We start from the raw sequence: 22,307 nt of genomic DNA on the forward strand, positions 1-22,307 counted from the left end.
GCGCGAGNCTAAATCCGTGCTCAACGGCCCGGCACCNCGCCCAGGCACGCNACNGGGACTCGCATTGAGGTAATGCGACGGGCGGCGGGGCAATGCGACGGGCAATGAGGTAATGCGACGGACGGCGGGGCAATGCGACGGGCAGCGAGGCAATGCGGTGGACGGTGAGGTAATGCGGCGGACGTGATCGGCAAAGCTGCAGGGTGGCGGGGAGGCGGAACTGCAGGCTTTGCGGGTGCGTCGGGGGCTTTTTTGCCGTTTAGCCGATGACGCGGAAGCGTTCGGCGTCGTCCATGAAGGCTTTGTCGCCGAAGGGGGCTTCGTTCGAGCCAAAGGGCATCTGCGCGCGCAGTTTCCAGCTGGCAGGGATGTTCCATTCGGCAGCGACGGCGGCGTCGATGAGCGGGTTGTAGTGCTGCAGGCTGGCGCCTATGCCGGCGTTGGCCAGGGCTGCCCAGGTGGACAACTGGGCCATGCCGCCCGATTGTTCCGACCAGACGGGGAAGTTGTCAGCGTACAGGGCAAACTTTTCTTGCAGGCTGCGCACGACGTCTTGGTCTTCGTAGAACAGGACCGTGCCTACGCCGGCGGCAAAGCTCTTGAGTTTGGCTTCGGTTTTGTCAAAGCCTTCGGCGGGGGCGACTTTGCGGACTTCGTCAATCGCGATTTGCCAGACTTTGTCGCTTTCGGCGCCAAACAGGATGACGGCGCGCGAGCTTTGCGAGTTGAACGACGAGGGGCTGTGCTTGACGGCGTCCTGGATCAGGGCGGTCAGTTCTGCTTTCGAGGCCGACAGGTTGCGACCCAGCGCATATTGGGTGCGGCGTTGTTTCAGCGCTTCAAGAAAGGCGTTGCTCATGAAAGAAGTCTCCCGACTAATAGATAGACAGTAAAGTACGGGCAAATTCTAACTGTTGCGTCGCATCAAAGTCATCGGTTTTGGTCGGAAAACGCACGTTTTCGCGTAGGACAAATTGTTCCTCTGGTGGTGCTAATGCGAAACGGATCGCATGGGCCAGATCGCCAGGGTGGCGAACCCGACCGCCAGTCCAGTCGCAATGTCCCACAGATCGTGCTGCCATGTCGTGACCGTGGAAACCAGGATCAGCAGGCACCAGCCATGCCATGCCCAGCGAGCCAGGCGATGACGCTGTAACTGCGGCAACCACGCTAACCAAACCAACAGCAGGGTTGCCGCATGCAGTGACGGGAACATGTTGTACGGCTGCTCAAATGCCCTCAATTGGCTAAAGAGCAGGCCCGTTATCCCATCTGGCTGTGGCAGCGGGCGTACGTTGATCGAGGGAACGAGTGCAAATGCCGCAAAGCAGGTCAATTGCGCCGTCACTATGCGGGCAGCATGCCGCCGCAGCGCGTGTACATGCTCGAATGCGAAAAACGTGCAGGGAAAAATGAGGTTCAGGCTCAGGTAAGGCCAGATCGTCCAGGCCAGAAAAGGAATGTGGTCGTCCCATGCGGTATGCCATGACATGGCGTCGGTTTGGGCTGCCGCCCAGCCATTGGTCAGGCTGTAGCCGACGAGAAACAGCAGACCCGAAAGCAGCATCCAGCCGATGGCTTCTCGCCACGGGTGATCCGATCTCTCTTGAACACCGGTAAACTGCGATTCTTGCACCATTATTGTTTTGCAGGTTGATGACAGATAACTCGAGCGCGGCCTTATCTCATCCTGGCGACCGCTGGATCAACAGTCCAGCCTGGACGTTGCTGGAGCAGGCGCATGACGGACGTACGCTGCTCGTGTTGACCGGTGGCGCCGACGAAACCTATATCGTAGACGAAGCCGTCTCCGATACTTGCGTGCATCGCGTTTTTCAGGCGTGGCAAAACCAGAGCTTGTCCTTGTTGCTGGATGACCCGGAATGCGGCGCAGCGGCGCGGCAGATACACCGGGTCGGGGCATTGGTGCCGCCTCGTGCCTTGGCTGAGGTCAATCGTTTTTCCCTGGCGTGGCTCGGTGATCCGTGCGAGGCATTGATGCCGGCGTTGACCACGATGATGGCGGAATACCGTATCGCGTTGCCGGACGATGTGCCGCGCGATGTTGGCGCTGGTGCCAATATCGACGATCTCTTGCTGGTTGTGCGCACCAGCGCTCAATGGGCGTGCGCGTTGAGTACCTATGCCGCACTGCGGCCGCGGCAGCGGCACTTGTTCATCGATATCGCGTATCACCACACCGTCAGTATCGGCCCGTACGTGGTGCCGGGCGAGACGGCGTGCGCCGCATGCTTGGGTCATCGTGTCGCTCATCGTTGGGGCGATTTGCCAGGTCCGGCAAAGCCCGCCATGTCGAGCAGGCCACAATCGGTCGCGTCCTTGTTGGCTCCTCTTTTGACGGCGCCTGGCGGATTACTGCCTTTTCTCGAACATAGTGTCAGTTTGAATTTACAGACCTTGTCCAGTGTGCGGGACAAGGTCTTCCAACTACCCGGTTGCCCTGTATGTGAGGGCCCGCATGACTCGCCGGCCGGGGCGTTGAATCTACCTTGGCAGGTGTCGCCACCTGCCGCCTTATCCGGCCCGGTGGGGCATTGAGGAGTTTGCCATGTATCGTCTGCCTAATCAGTTCGATCCCGCCGGACGCCACGATAATCTGTCCGCGGCCGGGGGCGGGTCGACATCAACGACCTGCAGTAGTTGTCTGGTGACCGTGGGGATCGCGAGTGTCGCGACCTCGTCGATTTTCTCGGGGCTCGTGCCCGAGGCGTTGGCGCGAGCGCGTACATCCGATTCGGCCTCGACTGATGCGTCTAGCGCGTCTTCAACAGTGGTCGCGACTGAGCCGCCCTCGTTCGCTTCGACAGCGGCTTCAGCGGGTCATGTTGACGCGAATGGACAGCCGAGCGCCTCGCCTGTTCAGGTATCCACAGCAACCTCAGAGGCTGGTAAACATTATGACGCGCGCCTGTCCGCGGGCCTGCGCCAACCGATGTCGAAAGGCGAGCGTCGCACGATAGGCGCACTGTCGATCGTATTGGCCGTGATTGCGGGGATTCTCGGGTTTCTCGTACAGCCCTTGTTTGGTGCCATTGCTTTTTTCGCCGTCTATGTCGGCATATTCTGCGTGGTTTACGAGCGTTCGAACCAATCGCCCGGGAAGGGGGCTGCCGTCGCGCTGCTGATGTTGATCGGCATTGTGGCGTGCGCGGCGTTTGAGATGTACATCTGGATTGAGAACATGTGACGGCGGATATGCCTCAGTTGCTATCACGCCGTTTATTGGCGCAGGCGGCAAGCGCGCGTTGCGGGCTGGTGCTGCCCGTCAGTGCTGTCGATGCGCAGCCTTGTGACAGATTGGGACCGATATTCGATGGCAAGGCGCTAGCGAATGTCGCTGCGCCCAAAGATCCCGTGAATGCATGGCAAACGGTATCGGGGGCCGTCGCATTGGATTCGCGAGACGCGATCTCAGGCGCGATTGCCGAGGCGCTGGAGCGCCTGGCGGCGGCTCAGACTGCGTTGACGTTGCGCACGCGCTCACAACTGACCGACGAAGAATGCCTGGATGATGAGGCGTTTGCCTTGTTTTCGGCCGAGCAGCGCGCGCAGCCCGGTTTCCCGTGGCCGATGGTGCCATCGCCAGATGACATCTATGCGCCAGTCTATCGTCTGGCCGACAACCAGATGCGTTGGGTGCCTCAGGAACTGGTCGGGCTCGGTCCGCGGTCAGGACAGGCGCGCATGCCCTCGACATCCAGCGGCCTGGCCGCGTGGCGCGATGAGGCAGGTGGTCCGTGGCTTGCCGTCTTGCGGGCCGCGCAGGAATTATTAGAGCGTGATGCCTTGGCGGCGACATGGCTCAATGGCCTGGGTGGCCGCAAACTGAGCTTGCCTGCTGAATGGACCGATTATGTCGCGGCGAGCGGCGGTGAGATCGCGGCCTTTGACCTGACTCAGGCCTGGAATCCGCATCGCGTCATTGCTGTTGCCGGCGGTTTACCGTATGGCGGGCGTCCACGTTTTGTGTTGGGTATTGCGTGTCGCGCGAACGTCGCCGAGGCCTTGCATAAAGCGCTATTGGAATGGGCGCAGGCTTTGACCTTTGCATCGCATCTTGCAGATCGAGGTGATGATTTGCCGCATCAGCCGGACGCGTTGCGCCGTTTCGATCAGCATGCCGTGTTTTATACCTTGCGTCCGGAGTTGTGGCATCAGACTGCATTGATGGCACATGCCGAGCCTCATGTTGAACGCACGCCTGATGTCGGGATGACTACAGCGGGAACAGCAGTAGCGAGTGCCGAGGCCGCCGCTGCGGGCGGAGCTATCGCTGCAGAGGCTGGGCGCCGTGATGCTCCCGATCATGAGCAAACCCTGACGCAATTGCATCAGCTGCAGATGTCACTGACGAATAGCGGCATTGATCTTTACTATCGCGAGCTCACTACCGTCGATGTGGCGGCCACCGGTTTGCGCGTGATGCGAGTGTTGTCACCGCAATTGAGCGGATTGCATGCTGATGAGCGCGCGCCGTTTCTCGGTGGCCGTTGTGCGGATATTCAATGGCGTTATCCTGGCAGTGTGCGGCACACGGTTTTTCCCAATCCTTTTCCTCATCCGCTGGGCTGAGAGCCCGGCTCGTTGCCATGCCATCAGATATGCCTCCCGACTCAGATTCGCCATGGGCCGACGCGCCGTTGTTTCATCTGTTCTGGAAGAATGGCGAGCTCAACAACAGCCGGGCAATGGCGATGGGGCAGCGTATTGCGCGAGATGCTGTGCGGCCTGCGGGCACGCCGGCTCCTGTGCACCGCGCTGGTGTGGTTGCCTTGCCGGATGCGCCGGAATCCGATATCAATGCTTGGGAACGCCGCGTCAGTGAGCGCAGTTTTAGTGAGGCACCGGCGACTTTGCCAGACCTGGGCCGCATCCTGCATCCCCTGCGTATGCGGTTGCAGGGCACGACGAGGCTGTTGCCCTCCGGGGGCGCCAAGTATCCCATGCAGGTCTATGTGGCGTTGTGCCGACTCGATGGTCCCTCGGAGCTGACCGGGCAGATCGCATGGTATGACAATGCTCGTCACGGACTCGTACCGGTATGTGCTTGTCCCGCATGGCCGGAGCTGGCGCGCATGCTGGGCGTGGATTGGGAGCAAGCGCCAGCAGCCGTCTTGTTCATGATCGCTCGTCCGGAAAACATGCTGGCCAAATACGGTGAGCGAGGAGGGCGCTTTTTGCTGATCGAGGCGGGTGTTTATCTGGGGGCGCTGGGCTATCAGGTCGCGCAAGCGGATTGGAGCGGCTGCGCGATTGGTTCTTATCATGATGAAGCCGTGCTGTCGTTGCTGGGGCTTTCGGCGCCGCGTCATGTGGCGACGCTGGTTTATGCTTGCGGTCCGAAGCGCGGATCGTCGTGTTCGGGCGAGACAGCTGAGGCGCCGTTCTCTATCAGCGATTGAGGACGTCACCTCGCTTGTGAAGGCTATCGATGTCATAAAATGACGGCTATGGCAGACAAATTGCGACTGGACAAATGGCTGTGGGCGGCGCGCTTTTACAAGACGCGTAGCCTGGCCTCTCAGGAAATCGGCAAAGGGCGGGTGCTGGTCAATGATCAAGCCGCCAAGCCCGCACGTGAAATCGCTGTAGGCGATCGGGTGAGTGTGCGTAAAGAAGATCCGCCGATTCACGTACAAGTTCGGGCATTGAGTGCGGTACGCGGCCCGGCGCCGGCCGCGCGCCTGCTTTACGAAGAAACTGCCGAAAGCATTGCGGCGCGCGAGCGCGCTGCCGAGATGCGTAGACTGGCTCCCGAGCCGGCCCAAGGTATCGTTGCAGGACGCCCCACCAAACGTGATCGGCGGCTGATTGATCGAATGCGTGGCGAATGAGTCTGCAAAAGACAACTACTGTAACGAGGTAATCCCCAACCCGTGTCGCTTCTCGGCGCAGAGTCGTCGATTGTGGTAGCATTCCGTTCCCTGACGAGAACGACGCGTTTTTGTCGTTTACGGTCAGGACAAATCAGTACCCACGGGGCGTAGCGCAGCCTGGTAGCGCATCTGCTTTGGGAGCAGAGGGTCGCGAGTTCGAATCCCGCCGCCCCGACCAATCAAATCAAGGACTTACAAGCTTTTTGCTGTAAGTCCTTTTTGGTTTCTGGCCGAAGCACCTGCTTTCAACTACGCCGAGTACGCTCACCGCAGCGGGCCTACAATGATCTGCCTTGGCCTGCCGAGGCCGTCCTTCCCCGAGGAGCGATGCATGCTAGATCATGTCGAAATCCACGTGAGCGACTTCGAGCGCAGCCGGACGTTCTACTTGAGCGCGCTCGCGCCCATGGGTTATATCCCGCGCAAGGTCCTGCCCACCGGCACGGGCTTCGACGTTGGCGAGCCCGACGGTGAGGGCGATCCGGGTGGCGAATTCTGGATTCATCAGGGTACGCCCAGCACCCCGCGCGTGCATATAGCCTTTCGCGCCCGCAGCCGCGGCGAGGTCGACGCCTTCCATCGCGCAGCGCTGGCAGCCGGCGGTCGCGACAACGGCGCACCTGGCCTGAGACCGAAGTATCACCAGCACTATTACGGCGCCTTTATCCTGGATCCGGACGGCTACAACGTCGAGGCGGTTTATCACCGCGCCGTTTGATCTCGTTGTGTCCCGGGGGCGGGACATGGTGACACGTTGTGGCGCCAGTCGAGGTAATCGTCGGCGTCTCAGCCTATGACAGGGACTCCTCTATTACCCATCATCTGGTTCATTGTGTCTTGCAGGTTTGGCGATAGAAAGCCGGTCTTCAATGCGTCAACATTCAAATAATAAATAGCGCAGATAGAAAGCTCGGCCGTAGATATTTGTCGACTGAAGCGTGCAGCCGCATTTGCCCTTTGGCTGCACTCGTCAATGGTATTCACGACGGTACGCGGACCCATATCTGACGTGCATCTGTGGAGACCAAAAAATGAACTTCCGTCACGTGATTCTCGGATGGTCCTGCCTGATGGCGGGGGTTGCTGCCAACGCCGAGAGCGTCACCTATCCCACGCGATCCATATCGATGTCCGTACCCTACGGCACAGGCGGATCGACAGACGGCGTAGCGCGCAAATTTGCCCAGCTGCTAGAAGCCGAGCTGGGACAGCCTATCATTGTCCTCAACCAGCCCGGCGCATCCGGCACACTGCAACTGAGCAATCTATCTCGCGCCAAATCCGATGGATACACGATCGGATTCTATTCATACAGCACCGCCACTTTTACGTCGCAACTATTGAAGGTTCCCTATACCAGGGACGATTTCGAGTTGCTCGGTGGTGTGGCGGAATTCAGCTACGGTATCGTCGCTGCACCGGAGTCGCCCATCAACAATATCCAGGATCTGGTGAAACAGGCGACATCCGGCAAAGGCGTTTTCTATGGTGTGACGGGTGCTCCGAATAATTTTCCTTTTCTGCAGCTGCAGAAAGTCACCGGAGGCCAATTTGATCAAGTGACGTACAAGTCGTCGGCAGAATCTATCAATGCCGTTTTGGGAAAATACGTCGATGTCGCGCTGCAAGGCCCCTCGGAATACAACGAACTCGTCAAGGCAGGAAAGCTGAAAGTCATCGCCTCTGCGAGCAATTACCGGCTGCCGTGGTTTCCGGATACGCCAACTATCAAAGAACAAGGTTTTGATTTCGGTATCACGGGCATCATCGGCGTTGCTGCGCCCAAGGGCATTCCCGAGGACGCGAAGGCCAAGCTCGAAGCGGCCATCCACAAAGTCGTCTCCAGCAGCGAGTACGGGCAATACCTGGTGGACCGATTCGGAATCAAAAGCTATCCCGCAAGCGCGGCGGAATTCTCAAAATATATAGACGACGGGTTTCCGATCATGAAAACCATGATTCAGACCTACGATATTCAGGGCCTATGACGAAGTGTCTGCCCGGCACTGCTCAAAGCGTTGTATAGTAATGATTCTCATTTATTTGTTGGTTGAGTAAACCCGGCTATCCGGGAGGGATTCATTACTACAGTTGCCGGCATGCCAACTGCCAATGACACCTTGTGTGTTTCGTGGGCAGTGCGTGCGCTTGAGAATTGCCTTAGAGGCCATGACACCCATGCTGACCGCCCGTGAACGTACTAGCGACGAATTACGACACTTTCGCGTCATACGGCCAGGGTTGTCGCTGCATTTTGGCACCGAGGTCCAATGCGAAGAGTCAGTAGGGAATGCTGTCGTTCACGACAACATCCGGATCGTGCTGTTACTGGAAGGCGTCATCGATGTTTCTTATGGCCGCAGCCATATCCAGCTTTTTACGCCGCATCTGCCGGACCGCGGCCAACGTGGCCAGAAGCAGGATGCGGCCATCGTCACGATACGGGAGCCAGAAGAGTGCAGGCGGGTCGTGCGCCAAGGCGACAGCTCGCGGCGCATCAGCATCGGTCTTAGCAAGCAGTGGCTGGAGGAGTCTCTATGCGAGGGCATAGGTGACGAGGCGGTATACCCGTTAGGGGACCATCTGGACACTCGTATCTGGAACGTCTCTCCTCGAGCACGGATGCTCGCCGAGCAGATGTTCCATCCGCCTTCTATGCCGCACCACATTGCTGGCATGTATCTAGAGAGCCGGGCAATCGAACTCATTGTCGAAGCCCTTTCGGTGACTAGCTCAACCTCGGTACACGCGCCATCTGCCGACACGATGCGGCCAAAGACATTTCAACGGATGCGCGATCTCAAGGCATGGCTGTGCGAGAACAGTTCAGCCTCATTGAATATCGATCAGATCGCTCGGCATATGAATACGACCGCCACGACACTGCAGCGCCATTTTCGGATGGCGTACGGACAGACCGTGTTCGAGTTTCTGCAATGTCAACGTCTGAGGCAGGCGCGTCAAGCGCTCGAATGCGACGACTCAAGCGTAGAACAGGCCGCGACGCTCGCCGGCTATACCAATGCGGCAAGTTTCGCCACAGCTTTTAAACGGCAATTCGGTTTGACGCCCACGCAAGTGCGTCCCGGGCGCCGTTGAGCCTGTTTGCTGATCCTGGGCGATCGATCATCTATTAGAAGGGAAGCGGCAGATTGCCGCTTTGACGAAGATTTGCGCTGTCTTCACGAAGGCGCATCCGGCCGATTACTGGGAAAATTGAAAATGAGAACACGTCCCATTAACAAATAAAGTCTTTCCCGTGAAGATATTTTCCTCAGCGCCTCCGTCGATCGGCCCTACCGCTCCTGCAGCCCCCTCTGGCTCAGCCAAAATCGTCAGACCAGACCCTTGTCGCCTCGCTCGCATGGTGCCCAGCGCGCTGCTGTTCATCACGCTGGGCAATAATGCCTGGGCGCAATCCGCTATCGCTCCCACGGACTCAGACGTCGCGACGATGGACGCCGTCACGGTAAACGCATACCGGGCAGCGGAAACCATCGGCGGTTCGACCAAGACCGACACGGCGTTGCTTGAGGTGCCGCAATCGGTGTCGGTCATCGAGCGTGAGGAAATGGACGCGCGGGGCGTCAGCAACCTGAACGAAGCTACCCGCTATACGGCAGGGGTATTGCCTGAAAGCCAGGGGATCGATAACCGTGTCGATGACTTGTACATTCGCGGTTTTGATGCCGGCAGCTTTGGCACCAACGTGATGCTCGACGGGCTGCGAGCACCATCGGACAGCAACCTGAGCTGGAACCGTACTTCCTTCAATACCTGGAATATGGAGCGCGTGGAGGTGCTGAAGGGCCCGTCCAGCGTTTTATACGGGCAGCTTGCGCCTGGCGGCATCGTCAATCAGGTCAGCAAGATTCCAACACTGGGTCAGGAACAAGTCGTGCGATTGCAAGTGGACGGACACGGCCGACCCCAGACCTCGTTTGATGTGGGCGGCGCTAACGACAACGAAAATCTGCTGTGGCGGCTCGTTGGGCTCTATGGCGACGGTGACACGCAGATCAAGCATACCGACCATGAGCAGTGGTTTATCGCGCCCAGCGCCACGCTGCAGTTCAACGACAATCGATCGCACTTGACGCTGTTGGGAATGTTTCAGCGTGATCGCGGCGGCAGCACGTTTCAATTTCTACCGTACGAGGGGACGGTGGTCCCGGCGGCTGACGGTTATATAGATCATGACACTTTCCTGGGCGAGCCGAACTGGAACGTGTACAACCGCGATATCTGGACGGCTGGCTGGCAGTTCGAGCATCAATTCAACAATAACTGGAAGTTCAACCAGAACGCCCGCTACACGCATGTCGATTCGTTATATCGCGCCACAGTGGGCAACGGCGTGCGCGGTGCGGCGCTCACTCAGCTCAACACGCTGACCGATGGACATATCCTCAATCGGCGCGCCGTACAGGGCGAAGGCGATTCAGATGCGCAGACCATCGATAGCCGGATCGAGGGTAAATTCGATACGGGGGCGCTGGCACACACTGTGCTGGTCGGCTTCGACTGGCAGAAAACCAACTGGACTTTCCTGCGCCAGGCCGCACAGGTGTCGCCGACTGCCATCGCGATCGACGTCTACGATCCGGTCTACACCTACTACGACTTTGAGCCGACGCTGGCCAGCCAGATGTCGACGCGAGAAACCGATGAACAGTTTGGCCTTTATCTGCAGGACCAGATCGCTGTGGGCAAATGGCGCTTCACGTTGGGTGGCCGTCAGGACTGGACCCGCATCGACACTCTCGATCGTCTGACCGATACCCGCACTATTACCAAGGACAGCGCGTTTACGGGACGGGCGGGGGTGACCTATCTGTTCGACAATGGGCTTGCGCCGTATCTCAGCTATGCCGAATCGTTCCAGCCTACGGGCGGCCTCAAGCGCGACGGCAGCAGTTTTAAACCGGTGACCGGCTCGCAGTGGGAGGTGGGCGTAAAGTACGAGCCGCGCAACATCGACGGCATGATTACGCTCTCGGCCTATGAGCTGAATCAGGAAAACGTGCTGACCGCTGATCCCGAGAACCAAGGGGACGAGGCGTATCAAGTCCAGACTGGAAAGGTACGCGTACGCGGTGTCGAACTGGAAGGCCGCATCACGCCTTTGCGTGGCTTGAGCGTAATCGGCGCGGTCACACGCATGAGTTCCAAGGTCGTGCGCAACAACGACGGCTACACCGGCAATCGTATGGTGCGTGTGCCGGATTGGATGGGGTCGCTATGGCTGGACTACACCATCCAGAGCGGCCCGCTGCGCGGCCTGGGCATGGGGGCGGGTGTGCGCTACGTGGACGAGACCTACGGCGATCTAGCCAACAACTTGCGTATCCCGTCCTATACCTTGTTCGACGCGGCGTTGCGCTATGACGTGGGCAAGATCGGGGACATGCATCTGGACCTGGCTCTCAATGCCAGCAATCTGGCAGACAAACGCTACGTGGCTACTTGCACGGCGGCGACCTCGTGCTACTACGGTACGGGCCGTAGCGTGATGGCTACCGCCAGGCTGAGTTGGTAGTGTGCGCATGAGCTCTGGTACTGCGTTTGCAAGGCGTCGCATGTTGTTGTCAATAGCATGGCTCGGTATGGTTGTACTCGAGTTGGCGATCTTTGCTGGTGATGCCTTTGGGGCCGGAGATGATTGGCCGCGCCGGTTTCACAATGCCGATCACACCATCACTGAATTACCGGGGCCGCCCAGGCGCATTCTGTCTACCTCTGTCACCGTGACGGGTACCTTGCTGGCAATCGGCGCACCAGTAGTGGCCAGTGCTTCGGCTGCCAACGGCAAATTCTTTGCGCAGTGGGCTGACGTGGCCGAACAGCGCGGTGTGGAAAATCTTTGGCCTGCGGGCGGTGTAGATCTGGAGGCGGTATATGCTGTTGCACCCGATTTGATCGTCGTGTCTGCTACCGGTGCAGATTCTGCGCGCGAGCACCTTGCGCGCTTGCGCACAGCCGCGCCCACTATTGTGGTGGATTATGGACGGCAGAGCTGGCAGGACTTGGCGCGCGAGTTGGCACAGGCCATGGGCCTGGAGGCGCAGGCTGCCCAGCGCATTGCAGAATTCGATCGCCATGTGGCTCAGGCTCGCGACAGGTTGGCGTTGCCCGAAGGGCAGGTGAACGTCATCAGCTATAACGGTCCGGGCACCAGCAATCCCATCGCTACCCGCGACGGTGTGCATGGTCAGTTGCTCGGTTCGTTGGGCTTCGATGTCGAACGGCCGGACCCGAGTTGGCACAGTACATCCGATACGGCGAGCGACTTTGTCTGGGCGCAGTACGAGTTTTTACCTCAGCTCAAGGCGTCCACGACATTTTTGCTCCGCGCCGACGATAGTAGAACGGCCGCGATGCTCAACGATCCTGTTCTCGCCAATTTGCCTTCGGTGCGTTCGCGGCAGGTCTATGCGCTGGGCCTCCATGCGTTCCGGATCGACTATTACAGTGCCAGCGAATTGATCGATCACATCGTACGTCTGTTTGGCCGTTGAGAGATGTCGAGGAGCGAATCATGCAAACTCCAGTAAGACTCGCTCCAGGCCTGCCCGCCGTCGCGAATATCCGCATTGAACGGCAGCGTGCGCGTTTGCTCATCCTGTCTGCCGGACTCGTGGCGCTAGTGCTGCTGAGTGCAATCAGTCTCATCGTTGGTGCACAGGAGGTTGAACCGCACACGGCTTGGCAAGCTATTTTCTCTTTTGACAGTTCCAACAACGATCATCTGCTGCTGCGGCATCTGCGGATACCACGCGCCTTGCTCGCTATGGTGATCGGCTGTGCGCTGGGTGCGGGTGGGGTGCTGATGCAGGCCCTCACGCGCAATCCGCTGGCTGACCCAGGACTCCTGGGCGTGAACGCAGGTGCAGCAGTCGCCATCGCTGCCGCTATTGCGGCCTTTGGTGTGACTGGCATCAGCGGTCAATTAGGCTTTGGTTTCGTGGGAGCTGCGCTTGCCAGCGTGGCGGTCTATTTGTTCGGCGGCATCCGTCAAGGTTTTGATCCGCTGCGCATGGTGTTGGCGGGTGCGGCGTTATCTGCGGTGTTGCTGGCTGTCACGCAGATCATCACCATCAACAGTGATAACGCGGTCTTCGATCAGTTCCGTCATTGGGCTGTCGGCTCGTTGCAAGGACGTGGCTACGCTGTACTGAGGCCCGTCTCCGTAGCAACGGCGGGTGGTCTGGCGCTCGCTTTCGCGCTGGCGCGGGGACTGGACGCGGTGGCGCTGGGCGCGGAGTTGGGTATGGTGTTGGGTGCACGTCCGGCAATCGTGTGGTTGAGCTGTGCGACAGCCATTGTGCTGTTGGTCGGGGCGGCTACGGCCGCTGCGGGGCCCATCGTCTTCATTGGATTGATTGCGCCCCATTTGGCTCGCCATGCCGGAGGACCGGACCATCGGTGGCAGTTGTGTTTTTCGATGCTGATTTCAGCACTGCTCGTTCTCGCTGCTGATGTGTTGGGGCGTGTGATAGCGCGTCCCGACGAGATTTCTGTGGGCATCCTGTCGGCGCTCATTGGCGGTCCGGTGTTCGTGGCGTTGGTCAGACGGCGCAGGCTGGAGGTTTCATGACGAGGACGCCGCATCACATCACTACACAGCGTGCCTGGCGTGTGCAGGGCTACAGCGTTCTCGTACAGCCCCGGATGTTGGTTGTCCTGTTGGTTCTGCTGGCCGTGCTGCTGACCCTGGTTGCAGCTGCGCTGAACGTCGGGCGGACTGGCATGAGTCTGCCGCGACTGCTGCAGGTGCTTTTCGAACCACAGGTGGCTCTTGCAGGTGAACAGATGGTCCTGGACGTCCGCCTGCCTCGAGTGCTGACGGCTTGTTTTGTAGGCGCAGGACTGGGTGTGTCCGGGGCGGTGTTCCAGTCCATCACGCGCAATCCCTTGGGGTCGCCTGACGTCATCGGTTTCACGACCGGGGCGGCCACGGGCGCGCTGCTACAGATCGTGCTCTACGGTCAGTCTGCGTTGGGTGTGGCGATGGGAGCCATGATGGGTGGACTGGCCGCGGCTATGGTCGTCTATCTGCTGTCGGTCAGGAATGGAAAGGCCGGTGGACGCAGACTGGTGCTGGTGGGCATCGGGGTCGGCGCCGTTCTGCACGCACTCAATGGACTGATGCTGGTCAAGGGCGAGCTGGACAATGCCGTGATGGCGAATCTGTGGCTGGCCGGCACGCTCAATGCGCGCAGTTGGACCCATGCCTGGCTCGCCATCTCAGGTGTGGTGCTGTTCGTGCCGTTCGTGCTGCTGTCGGCGCGCCGGCTGGCGATGATGGAGATGGGCGACGAGGTCGCCAGTCAGCTTGGTATACCGGTGGAACGTATGCGCTTGGCCATGGTGTTCTGTGCGGTCATGCTCGCTGCGCTCGCGACTGGGGCGGCTGGCCCCGTGGCTTTTATTGCGTTGGCAGCGCCCCAGCTCGCCCGTCGCCTGGGCCGGGCCCAGGGCCTGCCGGTCGCGGGGGCGGCCCTGATGGGTGCCTGTTTGCTGGTCGGCGCGGATCTGCTCAGTCAATGGCAACCTTTGCGTCTGAACCTGCCTGTGGGCAAGGTGACGGGGATGCTGGGGGGGCTTTATCTCATCTGGTTACTCGCGGCTTCGTCCCGCCGTGGCCGTTTTTCAGGAAGCCAGACATGAAGCAGCAAGCCATACAGCGTGGCGACGAAGAGATACAGCACAGTGGTCCGGTGCTCGTAGGACAGGGGTTGAAGCTTTCCTACGATTCCCGGCTTGTCTCCGCAGACTTGGATGTCACGATACCGCGTGGCCGAATCACTGTGATTGTCGGTCCCAACGCGTGCGGCAAGTCGACACTATTGCGCGCGCTATCGCGGCTGCTGGCGCCGCGTTCCGGCCAGATTGTCCTGGAGGGCAAGGACATTCGACACTACCGTGCCCGGGAGTTGGCGTGCAAATTGGGGCTGTTACCTCAGTCGTCGGTTGCGCCGGCCGGTATCTGCGTCGCCGATTTGGTCGCTCGCGGCCGTTATCCTCACCAGACGCTGTTCCGGCAATGGTCCACGGTGGACGAGGCTGCGGTGTGGCAGGCCATGGCTGATACCCGTGTGACGGAACTGGCGGACCGAGTGGTAGACGAACTCTCCGGCGGTCAACGCCAGCGCGTCTGGCTCGCCATGGCGTTGGCCCAGGATACCCCCGTCATGCTGCTGGACGAGCCCACGACTTACCTGGATATTGCTCACCAGTTTGAGGTGCTGGAGTTATGCAAGCGTCTTAACCGCGAAGGCGGCCGTACGTTGGTCATGGTGTTGCACGATCTCAATCAGGCGGCGCGCTATGCCGATCATCTCGTCGCCATGCGAGCCGGCGCGATCCAAGCGGCTGGCTCGCCCGGCGAGGTGCTCACGCCATCTCTGGTCGAGCAACTCTTCGGTATTCGCTGCCTTGTCGTACCCGATCCGGTGACCGGTACGCCGATGGTGGTCCCGGTAGCTCACGTTTCGCATGCAGGCGACGCGCCAGCGTGCGCTTGAAGCCGCCGCAGGACCCGCACGCATCTCATCGACACGGAAAGGAATCTTCACTATGTCTGATCGGAAACCCTTGTGTATCGGGCTGTCCCTCGCCACGACGTGGCTGACTGGCAACGGTTGGCGTCGGCCCGATAGCTGTGTGGAAGATACGTACTCGGCAGCTTTTTACGCTGACATCGCCAGGCGGGCGGAGGCTGCACACCTGGACTTTCTGTTCCGGCCCGACGTGCTGTACCTGGACCCGCAGGTGCTGGACCGTTCGCCTGGTTTCAGCAGCCTGGACCCCACGGTCCTGCTGTCCGCCATTGCGCCCGCGACCAAGCGCATCGGCTTGGTAACGACGGCTGCAACCACGTTCAACCCGCCCTACGTGGTCGCCCGCCAACTTCAATCGCTGGACTGGATCAGTGAGGGCCGTGCAGGATGGAACATCGTGACGGCGCTGGACGGCAGCCGCAATTTCGGTGATGCGCCCATGCCACCTTCCGAAGAGCGCTATAGCAAGGCATTGGAGTTCACTGAGGTCGTGCAGCAATTGTGGCGAAGCTATCCGCGCGAGGCACTGCTACTGGATCGCGCTGAGGGCAAGTACGCCGATCCCGCGCTCATTCGAGCGATCGATCATCATGGCGCGTATTTCAACGTACAAGGACCGCTAAACCTGCCAGCCCGCGGAGCGGGCCGTATTCCTCTGTTCCAGGCGGGCGCGTCGGAATGGGGCCGTGACTTCGCAGCGCGCGTCGCCGATGCGGTTTTCGCTGCCACTCCGGATATCGCGGCTGGCGCCGAACTGAGACAGGATCTGCGTGGCCGTGCCACCGCACACGGCCGCAAGCCTGATGCTGTCCGCATGTTGCCGGGCCTCAGCCTGTATTTAGGCAGGACTGCCAGTCACGCTCGCGATCTTTATGAGGCCACGCAGGGCCGAACGGAGGAAGCTCACAAGCTGGCGTATATCGAACGCATGCTGAGCATCGACGTACGCACGCTCGCACCGGACCAGCCGTTGACCTACACCATGTTGGGTGAGCCCGGGGTACCTATGCGCGGCCAGACGCATGTGGACCTGCTGCGTCGCCTGGTGATGCGTGAACAGCCGACGTTGAGGCAACTGCTGCAGCGTCCAGAGGTCTGTAGTTCGGCACATTGGCAGATAGTGGGCACCGCCGAGGACGCATTGCGCGAGATTGTCGCGCGCGTCGAGGCTGGCGCTGCGGATGGCTTCATTGCCTTGCCGGGCGGGGCCGCGGAGTCTCTGGACCTATGCCTGAGTGAACTGGTTCCTATGCTCGCGGCGCAGGGATTATTTCGTAAGCAGTACTCAGGGGAAACGCTTGCCGATCATATGGGAATCGTCCCCTGAAAACGATCGCAGCGGACATGTCGGGCTAAAAGTACGTCGTAACGGATAATCCGGCCCGCGGAAAACCCTGGCCCGTTCATCTCCACCAGCTCGGATTCGTCCTAGCTTGTGCTAATCTGCTTTCTGCCAGACGCGTAGCATTACCCCGCGCGCGATCCGGTGGCGGTCTGGTGCGCGGTTACCCCCTCGCATCCGGCTATTGCAGAGCAAGAACGCATGACACGATCGAGCGTGGAGACAACATCATGAGCCAATATGGCCCGCTAAAACTGCACGTCCCCGAGCCCACCGGGCGCCCGGGTTGCAAGACCGATTTTTCCTATCTGCATCTGTCGCCTGCGGGCGACGTTCCCAAACCCCCCATTGATGTCGCGGCTGTCGATACCGCCGATCTGGCCTATCGTCTCGTGCGCGTGATCGATGACGAGGGGCATGCCCAGGGACCCTGGGCGCCGCAGATGGACGACGATACGCTCCGCGCCGGGATGCGCGCCATGCTCAAGACGCGCATTTTCGATTCCCGTATGCTGACGGCACAGCGGCAAAAGAAAATCTCGTTCTATATGCAGAGCCTGGGCGAGGAAGCCATCGGCTCGGCGCATGCGCTGGCCCTGGAGCAGGGCGACATGTGTTTCCCGACCTATCGTCAGCAAAGCATTCTGCTCACGCGCAATGTGTCGCTGGTCGAGATGATGTGCCAGCTGATGTCCAACGAGCGGGATCCGCTAAAGGGACGTCAACTGCCCGTCATGTATTCCAAGCGTGACGCCGGGTTCTTCTCGATTTCAGGCAACCTGGCTACGCAATTCATTCAAGCCGTCGGTTGGGCGATGGCGTCGGCAATCAAAGGCGATACGCGTATCGCGTCAGCCTGGATTGGCGATGGTGCGACGGCGGAGGCCGATTTTCATACGGCATTGACATTCGCTCACGTATACCGCGCGCCCGTGATTTTGAATGTGGTCAATAACCAATGGGCCATTTCGACTTTTCAGGCGATAGCGGGTGGGGAAGGCACAACGTTTGCGGGGCGTGGAGTAGGCAACGGGATTGCCTCGCTGCGCGTGGACGGCAACGATTTCCTGGCCGTATATGCCGCCTCGCAATGGGCGGCCGAACGCGCGCGCCGCAATCTGGGGCCGACCTTGATCGAGTGGGTCACGTATCGGGCGGGGCCGCATTCCACGTCGGATGATCCGACGAAGTATCGGCCGGGCGACGACTGGAGCCATTTCCCGTTGGGAGACCCGATTGGCCGGTTCAAAAAGCATTTGATCAGCCTGGGCATTTGGTCGGATCAACAGCACGACGCCTTGAAGGCAGAGCTCGAAGCCGAGATTCTGGCGGCACAAAAAGAGGCCGAGAGTTTCGGCACGCTGGTCGATGGGCATGTACCCAGTGCGGCCAGTATTTTCGAGGATGTCTACGAAGAAATGCCGGACCATTTGCGCCGGCAGCGCCAAGAGCTGGGGGTCTGATCATGGCAAACGACAAAAATATAGGTCCGGCGACGACGTCGATGACCATGATCCAGGCATTGCGTTCGGCCATGGATGTCATGCTGGAGCGTGACGACAATGTGGTGGTGTTCGGCCAGGACGTGGGTTATTTCGGAGGCGTGTTTCGCTGCACCGAGGGTTTGCAAGCCAAGTACGGTTCATCGCGTGTTTTTGATGCGCCCATTTCAGAGGGCGGTATCGTCGGCGTCGCGGTAGGCATGGGAGCGTATGGGCTGCGGCCGGTTTGCGAAATCCAGTTCGCCGATTATTTTTATCCCGCATCGGATCAGATCGTCTCCGAGGCGGCGCGGCTGCGTTATCGTTCGGTGAATGAGTTCATCGCACCGATGACGATCCGCATGCCCTGCGGGGGCGGTATCTATGGCGGGCAGACGCATAGTCAAAGTCCCGAGGCGATGTTCACCCAGGTTTGCGGCTTGCGTACCGTGCTGCCCTCTAATCCGTACGATGCGAAAGGCCTGTTGATCGCTGCGATCGAGAGCAATGACCCGGTCATTTTTCTGGAGCCGAAGCGTCTCTACAACGGTCCGTTCGATGGGCATCATGATCGTCCTGTGACGCCGTGGAACAAGCATCCGGCCAGCCAGGTCCCCTCGGGCTATTACACCGTGCCCTTAGGCAGCGCTGCTGTCGTGCGGCCGGGCGAGGCGCTGACGGTATTGACTTACGGCACGACAGTGCATGTTTCTCTGACTGCGGCTGAGGAAACCGGTCTCGATGCCGAGGTGATCGATCTGCGCACGTTGTGGCCCCTGGATCTGGATACGATAGTGAACTCGGTGCGCAAGACGGGGCGCTGCGTCGTGGTGCACGAGGCCACACGGACCTGCGGTTTTGGTGCGGAATTGGTGTCGTTGATTCAAGAGCATTGCTTTCATTACCTGGAGGCTCCTATCGAGCGTGTCACGGGTTGGGATACTCCCTATCCGCACGCTCAGGAGTGGGCGTATTTTCCCGGGCCGGCCCGCGTGGGCGCGGCATTCCAACGCGTGATGGAGGCATGACATGGGGATTCACATCATCAAAATGCCCGACATCGGCGAAGGGATTGCCGAGGTCGAGCTCGTGGCATGGCATGTAAAGGTCGGTGATACCGTGACAGAGGATCAGCCTCTGGCCGATGTGATGACTGACAAGGCGACGGTGGAAATTCCGTCGCCTGTCGTGGGCAAGGTGATCTCGCTGGGCGGCAACGTGGGTGACACCATGGCCGTGGGCGGCGAGTTGATTCGCTTAGAGGTCGAGGGCGCGGGTAATTTCAAAGGCGATGCGGCGGCTGCGCAAGCAGGTCAGACGCCAACCTCTGCGGCCGGTAGGCCAGCGGGTGATGCGAGTGTGCCTCGAGATGCCGCCGGTCAAGCTGATCGCGAGGCCAACGTTGGATCCCGGTCGTCTTCGACACCCTCGGCCGCGTCCAGCGCTGCGGCTGTATCGCGAGAGTCAGCATCACTAGGCGCGTCAATCGCTTCGAACGTTTCGCCGGGTTCGGCGGTTGCATCGGCGATGGCCGCGCGTGACACGGCTCCAGCCGAGACATCGTCTGCGTCTGGGACTGGCCGGAAATCCACCGCAGCAGCATCCGCTGTGCAGCATTCCGCGCCGTCTCGTCAACCTGGCGAACGTCCCTTGGCCTCGCCCGCCGTGCGCAAGCGCGCCTGGGATCTCGGTATCGAGCTGCGTTATGTGCATGGATCTGGTCCGGCGGGCCGTATTCTGCACGAAGACCTGGCTGCCTATGTACAAGGGCAGGGCGCAACGGCATCGGCAGCGCTGTCCGGATACCGCGAGCGCCACGACGAGGAACAGGTGCCCGTTGTGGGCCTGCGCCGCAAGATCGCGCAGAAAATGCAGGAATCCAAGCGGCGTATTCCTCATTTCAGTTATGTCGAGGAAATCGACGTCACCGAGATCGAGGGTCTGCGTGCGCAACTGAATCGCAAATACGGCGAATCGCGGGGCAAGCTCACACTGTTGCCCTTGCTGGCTCGCGCCATGGTGATTGCCCTGCGGGATTTTCCGCAGATCAATGCACGTTATGACGACGAGGCAGGTGTGGTGACCCGTTTCGGCGCAGTACATCTGGGCGTAGCGACGCAGACCGATGCTGGTTTGATCGTGCCTGTAGTGCGCCATGCCGAGTCGCTCGATATTTGGGCGATTGCGCAGGAGATTTCCCGTTTGGCCCAGGCTGTGCGCAGCGGCAAAGCCGAACGCGATGCGTTAAGCGGATCCACGATCACACTCACGAGTCTGGGGGCATTGGGAGGCATTGTCAGTACGCCCGTCATCAATCATCCCGAGGTAGGCATCGTGGGTGTGAATCGGATCGTCGAGAGGCCGATGTTCCAGCAAGGCGCTGTCGTTCCCCGCAAACTGATGAACCTGTCTTCGTCGTTCGATCACCGCGTGGTCGATGGGATGGATGCTGCGCAGTTTATTCAGGCGGTCCGCGCATTGCTCGAGCAGCCGGCCTTACTTTTCGTGGAGGCGTGATGAGCGAGACGCTGAACACAACATTATTGGTGATTGGCGGCGGCCCGGGCGGTTACGTCGCGGCCATCCGCGCCGGGCAGTTGGGTGTGCCCACCATCGTCGTCGAGGGGCAGGAGCCGGGTGGTACGTGCCTGAATATCGGCTGCATTCCGTCAAAGGCGCTGATTCACGCTGCGGGCGAGTTTGAACGCGCTCGCGAATACGCTGAGACGGCACCATTAGGGATTTCGGTGAAGAAACCCTCGATAGACATCACGAAGACCGTCGCCTGGAAAGACGGCATCGTGAGCCGGTTGACTGGTGGCGTAGCCGCCTTGCTCAAGAAAAACGGTGTGCGACTGGTGCGTGGTTGGGCGCAAGTGCTCGATGGTAAGACGGTCGAGGTCGATACGGGACAAGGCATCCAACGCATTCAGTGCGAGCACTTGCTCCTGGCGGCGGGATCCGAGCCGATGCCGTTGCCGTCCATGCCTTTCGCGGGCCGAGTGATTTCGTCTACCGAGGCGCTGTCGCCGTCATCGATCCCCGAGCGCCTGGTCGTGGTGGGCGGTGGCTATATTGGGCTGGAACTCGGCACGGTGTATCGCAAGCTCGGCGCCGAGGTCGCGGTAGTCGAGGTGCAGGATCGTATTTTGCCGACTTACGATGCCGATCTGACCAAGCCGGTCGCGGCGGCGCTGGCGAAGATGGGGATCACACTCTACCTCGGACGCAAGGTCATGGGCATGAATGCGGCCGGCGATGCAGTGCGCATACAGGATGCATCGGGAGCCGAGACGGTGTTGCCTGCAGATCAAGTGCTGCTGGCTATCGGCCGCCGGCCACGTACCCAGGGGTGGGGGCTGGAAAACCTGCAATTGAGTCGATCCGGCAACGCATTGCGCATTGACGATCAATGCCGAACGTCGATGCGTAATGTCTGGGCGATTGGCGATATCGCGGGCGAACCAATGTTGGCGCATCGTGCGATGGCGCAGGGTGAAATGGTTGCCGAATTGGTGGCCGGCCACAAGCGTCGATTTACGCCGGCGGCCATTCCGGCGGTATGTTTTACCGATCCGGAAATCGTCACGGCGGGTCTGGCGCCGCAGCAGGCTCAGGATGCCGGGTTGGATTGTCTAGTTGGTCTATTCCCGTTTGCCGCCAATGGACGGGCTATGACGCTGGAGTCGACAGAGGGCTTTGTGCGTGTTGTCGCGCGCCGTGATAACCATCTGATTGTGGGGTGGCAGGCGGTTGGGCGCGGAGTGTCCGAACTGGCGGCGGCGTTTTCGCAATCGCTGGAGATGGGAGCCGTGTTGGAGGACGTGGCTGGGACCATTCATGCGCATCCGACGTTGGGGGAGGCTGTCCAGGAGGCTGCTTTGCGTGCGTTGGGGAGGGCGTTGCATATTTAGTTGAGGCAGAGGTTTGGTGTGGCTGAGGGTGGCGTGCTTATTGGACGTCGAGCCGAGGCAATCGGGCCGTGAGGGCTTCACAAAGCCGGTCCGGCGCGCGGGCGCCGGAC

Annotated in this window: 20 protein-coding genes and 1 tRNA gene; 19 read left to right on the forward strand and 2 right to left on the reverse strand. The window is 60.1% G+C overall.

The window, feature by feature from the left end; all coding sequences use genetic code 11:
• Positions 1–259 precede the first annotated feature (259 nt).
• Both ACNA0J_RS28415 and ACNA0J_RS28420 read right to left on the reverse strand, forming a co-directional pair.
• Positions 260–859: a nitroreductase family protein gene (locus ACNA0J_RS28415; protein WP_415822327.1), complete on the reverse strand. Its 600-nt coding sequence runs from the start codon at positions 857–859 to the stop codon at positions 260–262.
• Positions 860–991: 132 nt separating this feature from the next.
• Positions 992–1,639 carry a phosphatase PAP2 family protein gene (locus ACNA0J_RS28420; RefSeq protein ID WP_415822328.1) on the reverse strand — a complete coding sequence of 216 codons (648 nt, stop codon included), beginning with the start codon at positions 1,637–1,639 and terminating at the stop codon, positions 992–994.
• A gap of 17 nt (positions 1,640–1,656) precedes the next feature.
• Here ACNA0J_RS28420 and ACNA0J_RS28425 point away from each other — a divergent pair, with 17 nt between their 5' ends.
• The 19 genes from ACNA0J_RS28425 to lpdA all read left to right on the forward strand — a co-directional run bounded on the left by ACNA0J_RS28425 (position 1,657) and on the right by lpdA (position 22,197).
• Positions 1,657–2,559 carry a hypothetical protein gene (locus tag ACNA0J_RS28425; protein WP_415822329.1) on the forward strand — a complete coding sequence of 301 codons (903 nt, stop codon included), beginning with the start codon at positions 1,657–1,659 and terminating at the stop codon, positions 2,557–2,559.
• Positions 2,560–2,569: 10 nt separating this feature from the next.
• A complete protein-coding gene (locus ACNA0J_RS28430) occupies positions 2,570–3,208 on the forward strand; it encodes a hypothetical protein (protein WP_415822330.1) in 639 nt (212 codons plus the stop codon).
• Positions 3,209–3,216: 8 nt separating this feature from the next.
• Positions 3,217–4,593, forward strand: a complete 1,377-nt coding sequence (locus ACNA0J_RS28435; protein ID WP_415822332.1) for a YcaO-like family protein — start codon at positions 3,217–3,219, stop codon at positions 4,591–4,593.
• Positions 4,594–4,622: 29 nt separating this feature from the next.
• On the forward strand, positions 4,623–5,423 hold the full coding sequence (locus tag ACNA0J_RS28440) for a SagB/ThcOx family dehydrogenase (protein WP_415822333.1): 801 nt from the start codon (positions 4,623–4,625) through the stop codon (positions 5,421–5,423).
• A gap of 48 nt (positions 5,424–5,471) precedes the next feature.
• Complete coding sequence (locus ACNA0J_RS28445) at positions 5,472–5,855, forward strand: RNA-binding S4 domain-containing protein (RefSeq protein ID WP_415822334.1); 384 nt, start codon at positions 5,472–5,474, stop codon at positions 5,853–5,855.
• A 143-nt stretch (positions 5,856–5,998) separates the two neighbouring features.
• A tRNA-Pro gene (locus ACNA0J_RS28450) sits at positions 5,999–6,075 on the forward strand.
• Between the two features lie 153 nt (positions 6,076–6,228).
• Complete coding sequence (locus tag ACNA0J_RS28455; protein WP_415822335.1) at positions 6,229–6,615, forward strand: VOC family protein; 387 nt, start codon at positions 6,229–6,231, stop codon at positions 6,613–6,615.
• Between the two features lie 313 nt (positions 6,616–6,928).
• The gene (locus ACNA0J_RS28460) at positions 6,929–7,885 is read left to right on the forward strand and encodes a tripartite tricarboxylate transporter substrate binding protein (RefSeq protein WP_415822336.1); all 957 of its coding nucleotides are present in this window, start codon (positions 6,929–6,931) and stop codon (positions 7,883–7,885) included.
• A gap of 190 nt (positions 7,886–8,075) precedes the next feature.
• A complete protein-coding gene (locus tag ACNA0J_RS28465; RefSeq protein WP_415822337.1) occupies positions 8,076–8,996 on the forward strand; it encodes an AraC family transcriptional regulator in 921 nt (306 codons plus the stop codon).
• A 265-nt stretch (positions 8,997–9,261) separates the two neighbouring features.
• On the forward strand, positions 9,262–11,436 hold the full coding sequence (locus ACNA0J_RS28470) for a TonB-dependent siderophore receptor (protein WP_415822339.1): 2,175 nt from the start codon (positions 9,262–9,264) through the stop codon (positions 11,434–11,436).
• Positions 11,437–11,476: 40 nt separating this feature from the next.
• Positions 11,477–12,415: a Fe2+-enterobactin ABC transporter substrate-binding protein gene (gene fepB / locus ACNA0J_RS28475; protein WP_415822341.1), complete on the forward strand. Its 939-nt coding sequence runs from the start codon at positions 11,477–11,479 to the stop codon at positions 12,413–12,415.
• A 20-nt stretch (positions 12,416–12,435) separates the two neighbouring features.
• Entirely contained in the window at positions 12,436–13,494 is a 1,059-nt protein-coding gene (locus tag ACNA0J_RS28480; protein WP_415822342.1) for a FecCD family ABC transporter permease, read from the forward strand.
• Positions 13,491–14,567: a FecCD family ABC transporter permease gene (locus tag ACNA0J_RS28485; RefSeq protein WP_415822343.1), complete on the forward strand. Its 1,077-nt coding sequence runs from the start codon at positions 13,491–13,493 to the stop codon at positions 14,565–14,567. Before ACNA0J_RS28480 ends, ACNA0J_RS28485 begins: the two co-directional genes overlap by 4 nt.
• Entirely contained in the window at positions 14,564–15,424 is an 861-nt protein-coding gene (locus ACNA0J_RS28490; protein WP_415822344.1) for an ABC transporter ATP-binding protein, read from the forward strand. Before ACNA0J_RS28485 ends, ACNA0J_RS28490 begins: the two co-directional genes overlap by 4 nt.
• A gap of 52 nt (positions 15,425–15,476) precedes the next feature.
• Positions 15,477–16,787 (forward strand): NtaA/DmoA family FMN-dependent monooxygenase, encoded by a 1,311-nt coding sequence (locus ACNA0J_RS28495; protein ID WP_415822345.1) that lies wholly within the window; start codon positions 15,477–15,479, stop codon positions 16,785–16,787.
• Positions 16,788–17,032: 245 nt separating this feature from the next.
• Entirely contained in the window at positions 17,033–18,265 is a 1,233-nt protein-coding gene (locus ACNA0J_RS28500; RefSeq protein ID WP_415822346.1) for a 3-methyl-2-oxobutanoate dehydrogenase (2-methylpropanoyl-transferring) subunit alpha, read from the forward strand.
• Between the two features lie 2 nt (positions 18,266–18,267).
• Entirely contained in the window at positions 18,268–19,311 is a 1,044-nt protein-coding gene (locus ACNA0J_RS28505) for an alpha-ketoacid dehydrogenase subunit beta (RefSeq protein WP_415822348.1), read from the forward strand.
• Between the two features lies 1 nt (position 19,312).
• On the forward strand, positions 19,313–20,800 hold the full coding sequence (locus ACNA0J_RS28510; RefSeq protein WP_415822350.1) for a dihydrolipoamide acetyltransferase family protein: 1,488 nt from the start codon (positions 19,313–19,315) through the stop codon (positions 20,798–20,800).
• Complete coding sequence (gene lpdA, locus ACNA0J_RS28515) at positions 20,800–22,197, forward strand: dihydrolipoyl dehydrogenase (RefSeq protein ID WP_415822351.1); 1,398 nt, start codon at positions 20,800–20,802, stop codon at positions 22,195–22,197. Before ACNA0J_RS28510 ends, lpdA begins: the two co-directional genes overlap by 1 nt.
• The last annotated feature ends 110 nt before the right edge of the window (positions 22,198–22,307 follow it).

The organism is Bordetella tumbae (assembly GCF_965139195.1).
Lineage (GTDB): Bacteria > Pseudomonadota > Gammaproteobacteria > Burkholderiales > Burkholderiaceae_B > Bordetella_A > Bordetella_A tumbae.

Excerpts from the sequence above, each read along its gene's own strand:
- ACNA0J_RS28415 (WP_415822327.1), bottom strand. The coding sequence starts at position 859 with ATGAGCAACGCCTTTCTTGAAGCGCTGAAACAACGCCGCACCCAATAT.
- ACNA0J_RS28420 (WP_415822328.1), bottom strand. The coding sequence starts at position 1,639 with ATGGTGCAAGAATCGCAGTTTACCGGTGTTCAAGAGAGATCGGATCAC.
- ACNA0J_RS28425 (WP_415822329.1), top strand. The coding sequence starts at position 1,657 with ATGACAGATAACTCGAGCGCGGCCTTATCTCATCCTGGCGACCGCTGG.
- ACNA0J_RS28430 (WP_415822330.1), top strand. The coding sequence starts at position 2,570 with ATGTATCGTCTGCCTAATCAGTTCGATCCCGCCGGACGCCACGATAAT.
- ACNA0J_RS28435 (WP_415822332.1), top strand. The coding sequence starts at position 3,217 with ATGCCTCAGTTGCTATCACGCCGTTTATTGGCGCAGGCGGCAAGCGCG.
- ACNA0J_RS28440 (WP_415822333.1), top strand. The coding sequence starts at position 4,623 with ATGCCTCCCGACTCAGATTCGCCATGGGCCGACGCGCCGTTGTTTCAT.
- ACNA0J_RS28445 (WP_415822334.1), top strand. The coding sequence starts at position 5,472 with ATGGCAGACAAATTGCGACTGGACAAATGGCTGTGGGCGGCGCGCTTT.
- ACNA0J_RS28455 (WP_415822335.1), top strand. The coding sequence starts at position 6,229 with ATGCTAGATCATGTCGAAATCCACGTGAGCGACTTCGAGCGCAGCCGG.
- ACNA0J_RS28460 (WP_415822336.1), top strand. The coding sequence starts at position 6,929 with ATGAACTTCCGTCACGTGATTCTCGGATGGTCCTGCCTGATGGCGGGG.
- ACNA0J_RS28465 (WP_415822337.1), top strand. The coding sequence starts at position 8,076 with ATGCTGACCGCCCGTGAACGTACTAGCGACGAATTACGACACTTTCGC.
- ACNA0J_RS28470 (WP_415822339.1), top strand. The coding sequence starts at position 9,262 with ATGGTGCCCAGCGCGCTGCTGTTCATCACGCTGGGCAATAATGCCTGG.
- fepB (WP_415822341.1), top strand. The coding sequence starts at position 11,477 with ATGTTGTTGTCAATAGCATGGCTCGGTATGGTTGTACTCGAGTTGGCG.
- ACNA0J_RS28480 (WP_415822342.1), top strand. The coding sequence starts at position 12,436 with ATGCAAACTCCAGTAAGACTCGCTCCAGGCCTGCCCGCCGTCGCGAAT.
- ACNA0J_RS28485 (WP_415822343.1), top strand. The coding sequence starts at position 13,491 with ATGACGAGGACGCCGCATCACATCACTACACAGCGTGCCTGGCGTGTG.
- ACNA0J_RS28490 (WP_415822344.1), top strand. The coding sequence starts at position 14,564 with ATGAAGCAGCAAGCCATACAGCGTGGCGACGAAGAGATACAGCACAGT.
- ACNA0J_RS28495 (WP_415822345.1), top strand. The coding sequence starts at position 15,477 with ATGTCTGATCGGAAACCCTTGTGTATCGGGCTGTCCCTCGCCACGACG.
- ACNA0J_RS28500 (WP_415822346.1), top strand. The coding sequence starts at position 17,033 with ATGAGCCAATATGGCCCGCTAAAACTGCACGTCCCCGAGCCCACCGGG.
- ACNA0J_RS28505 (WP_415822348.1), top strand. The coding sequence starts at position 18,268 with ATGGCAAACGACAAAAATATAGGTCCGGCGACGACGTCGATGACCATG.
- ACNA0J_RS28510 (WP_415822350.1), top strand. The coding sequence starts at position 19,313 with ATGGGGATTCACATCATCAAAATGCCCGACATCGGCGAAGGGATTGCC.
- lpdA (WP_415822351.1), top strand. The coding sequence starts at position 20,800 with ATGAGCGAGACGCTGAACACAACATTATTGGTGATTGGCGGCGGCCCG.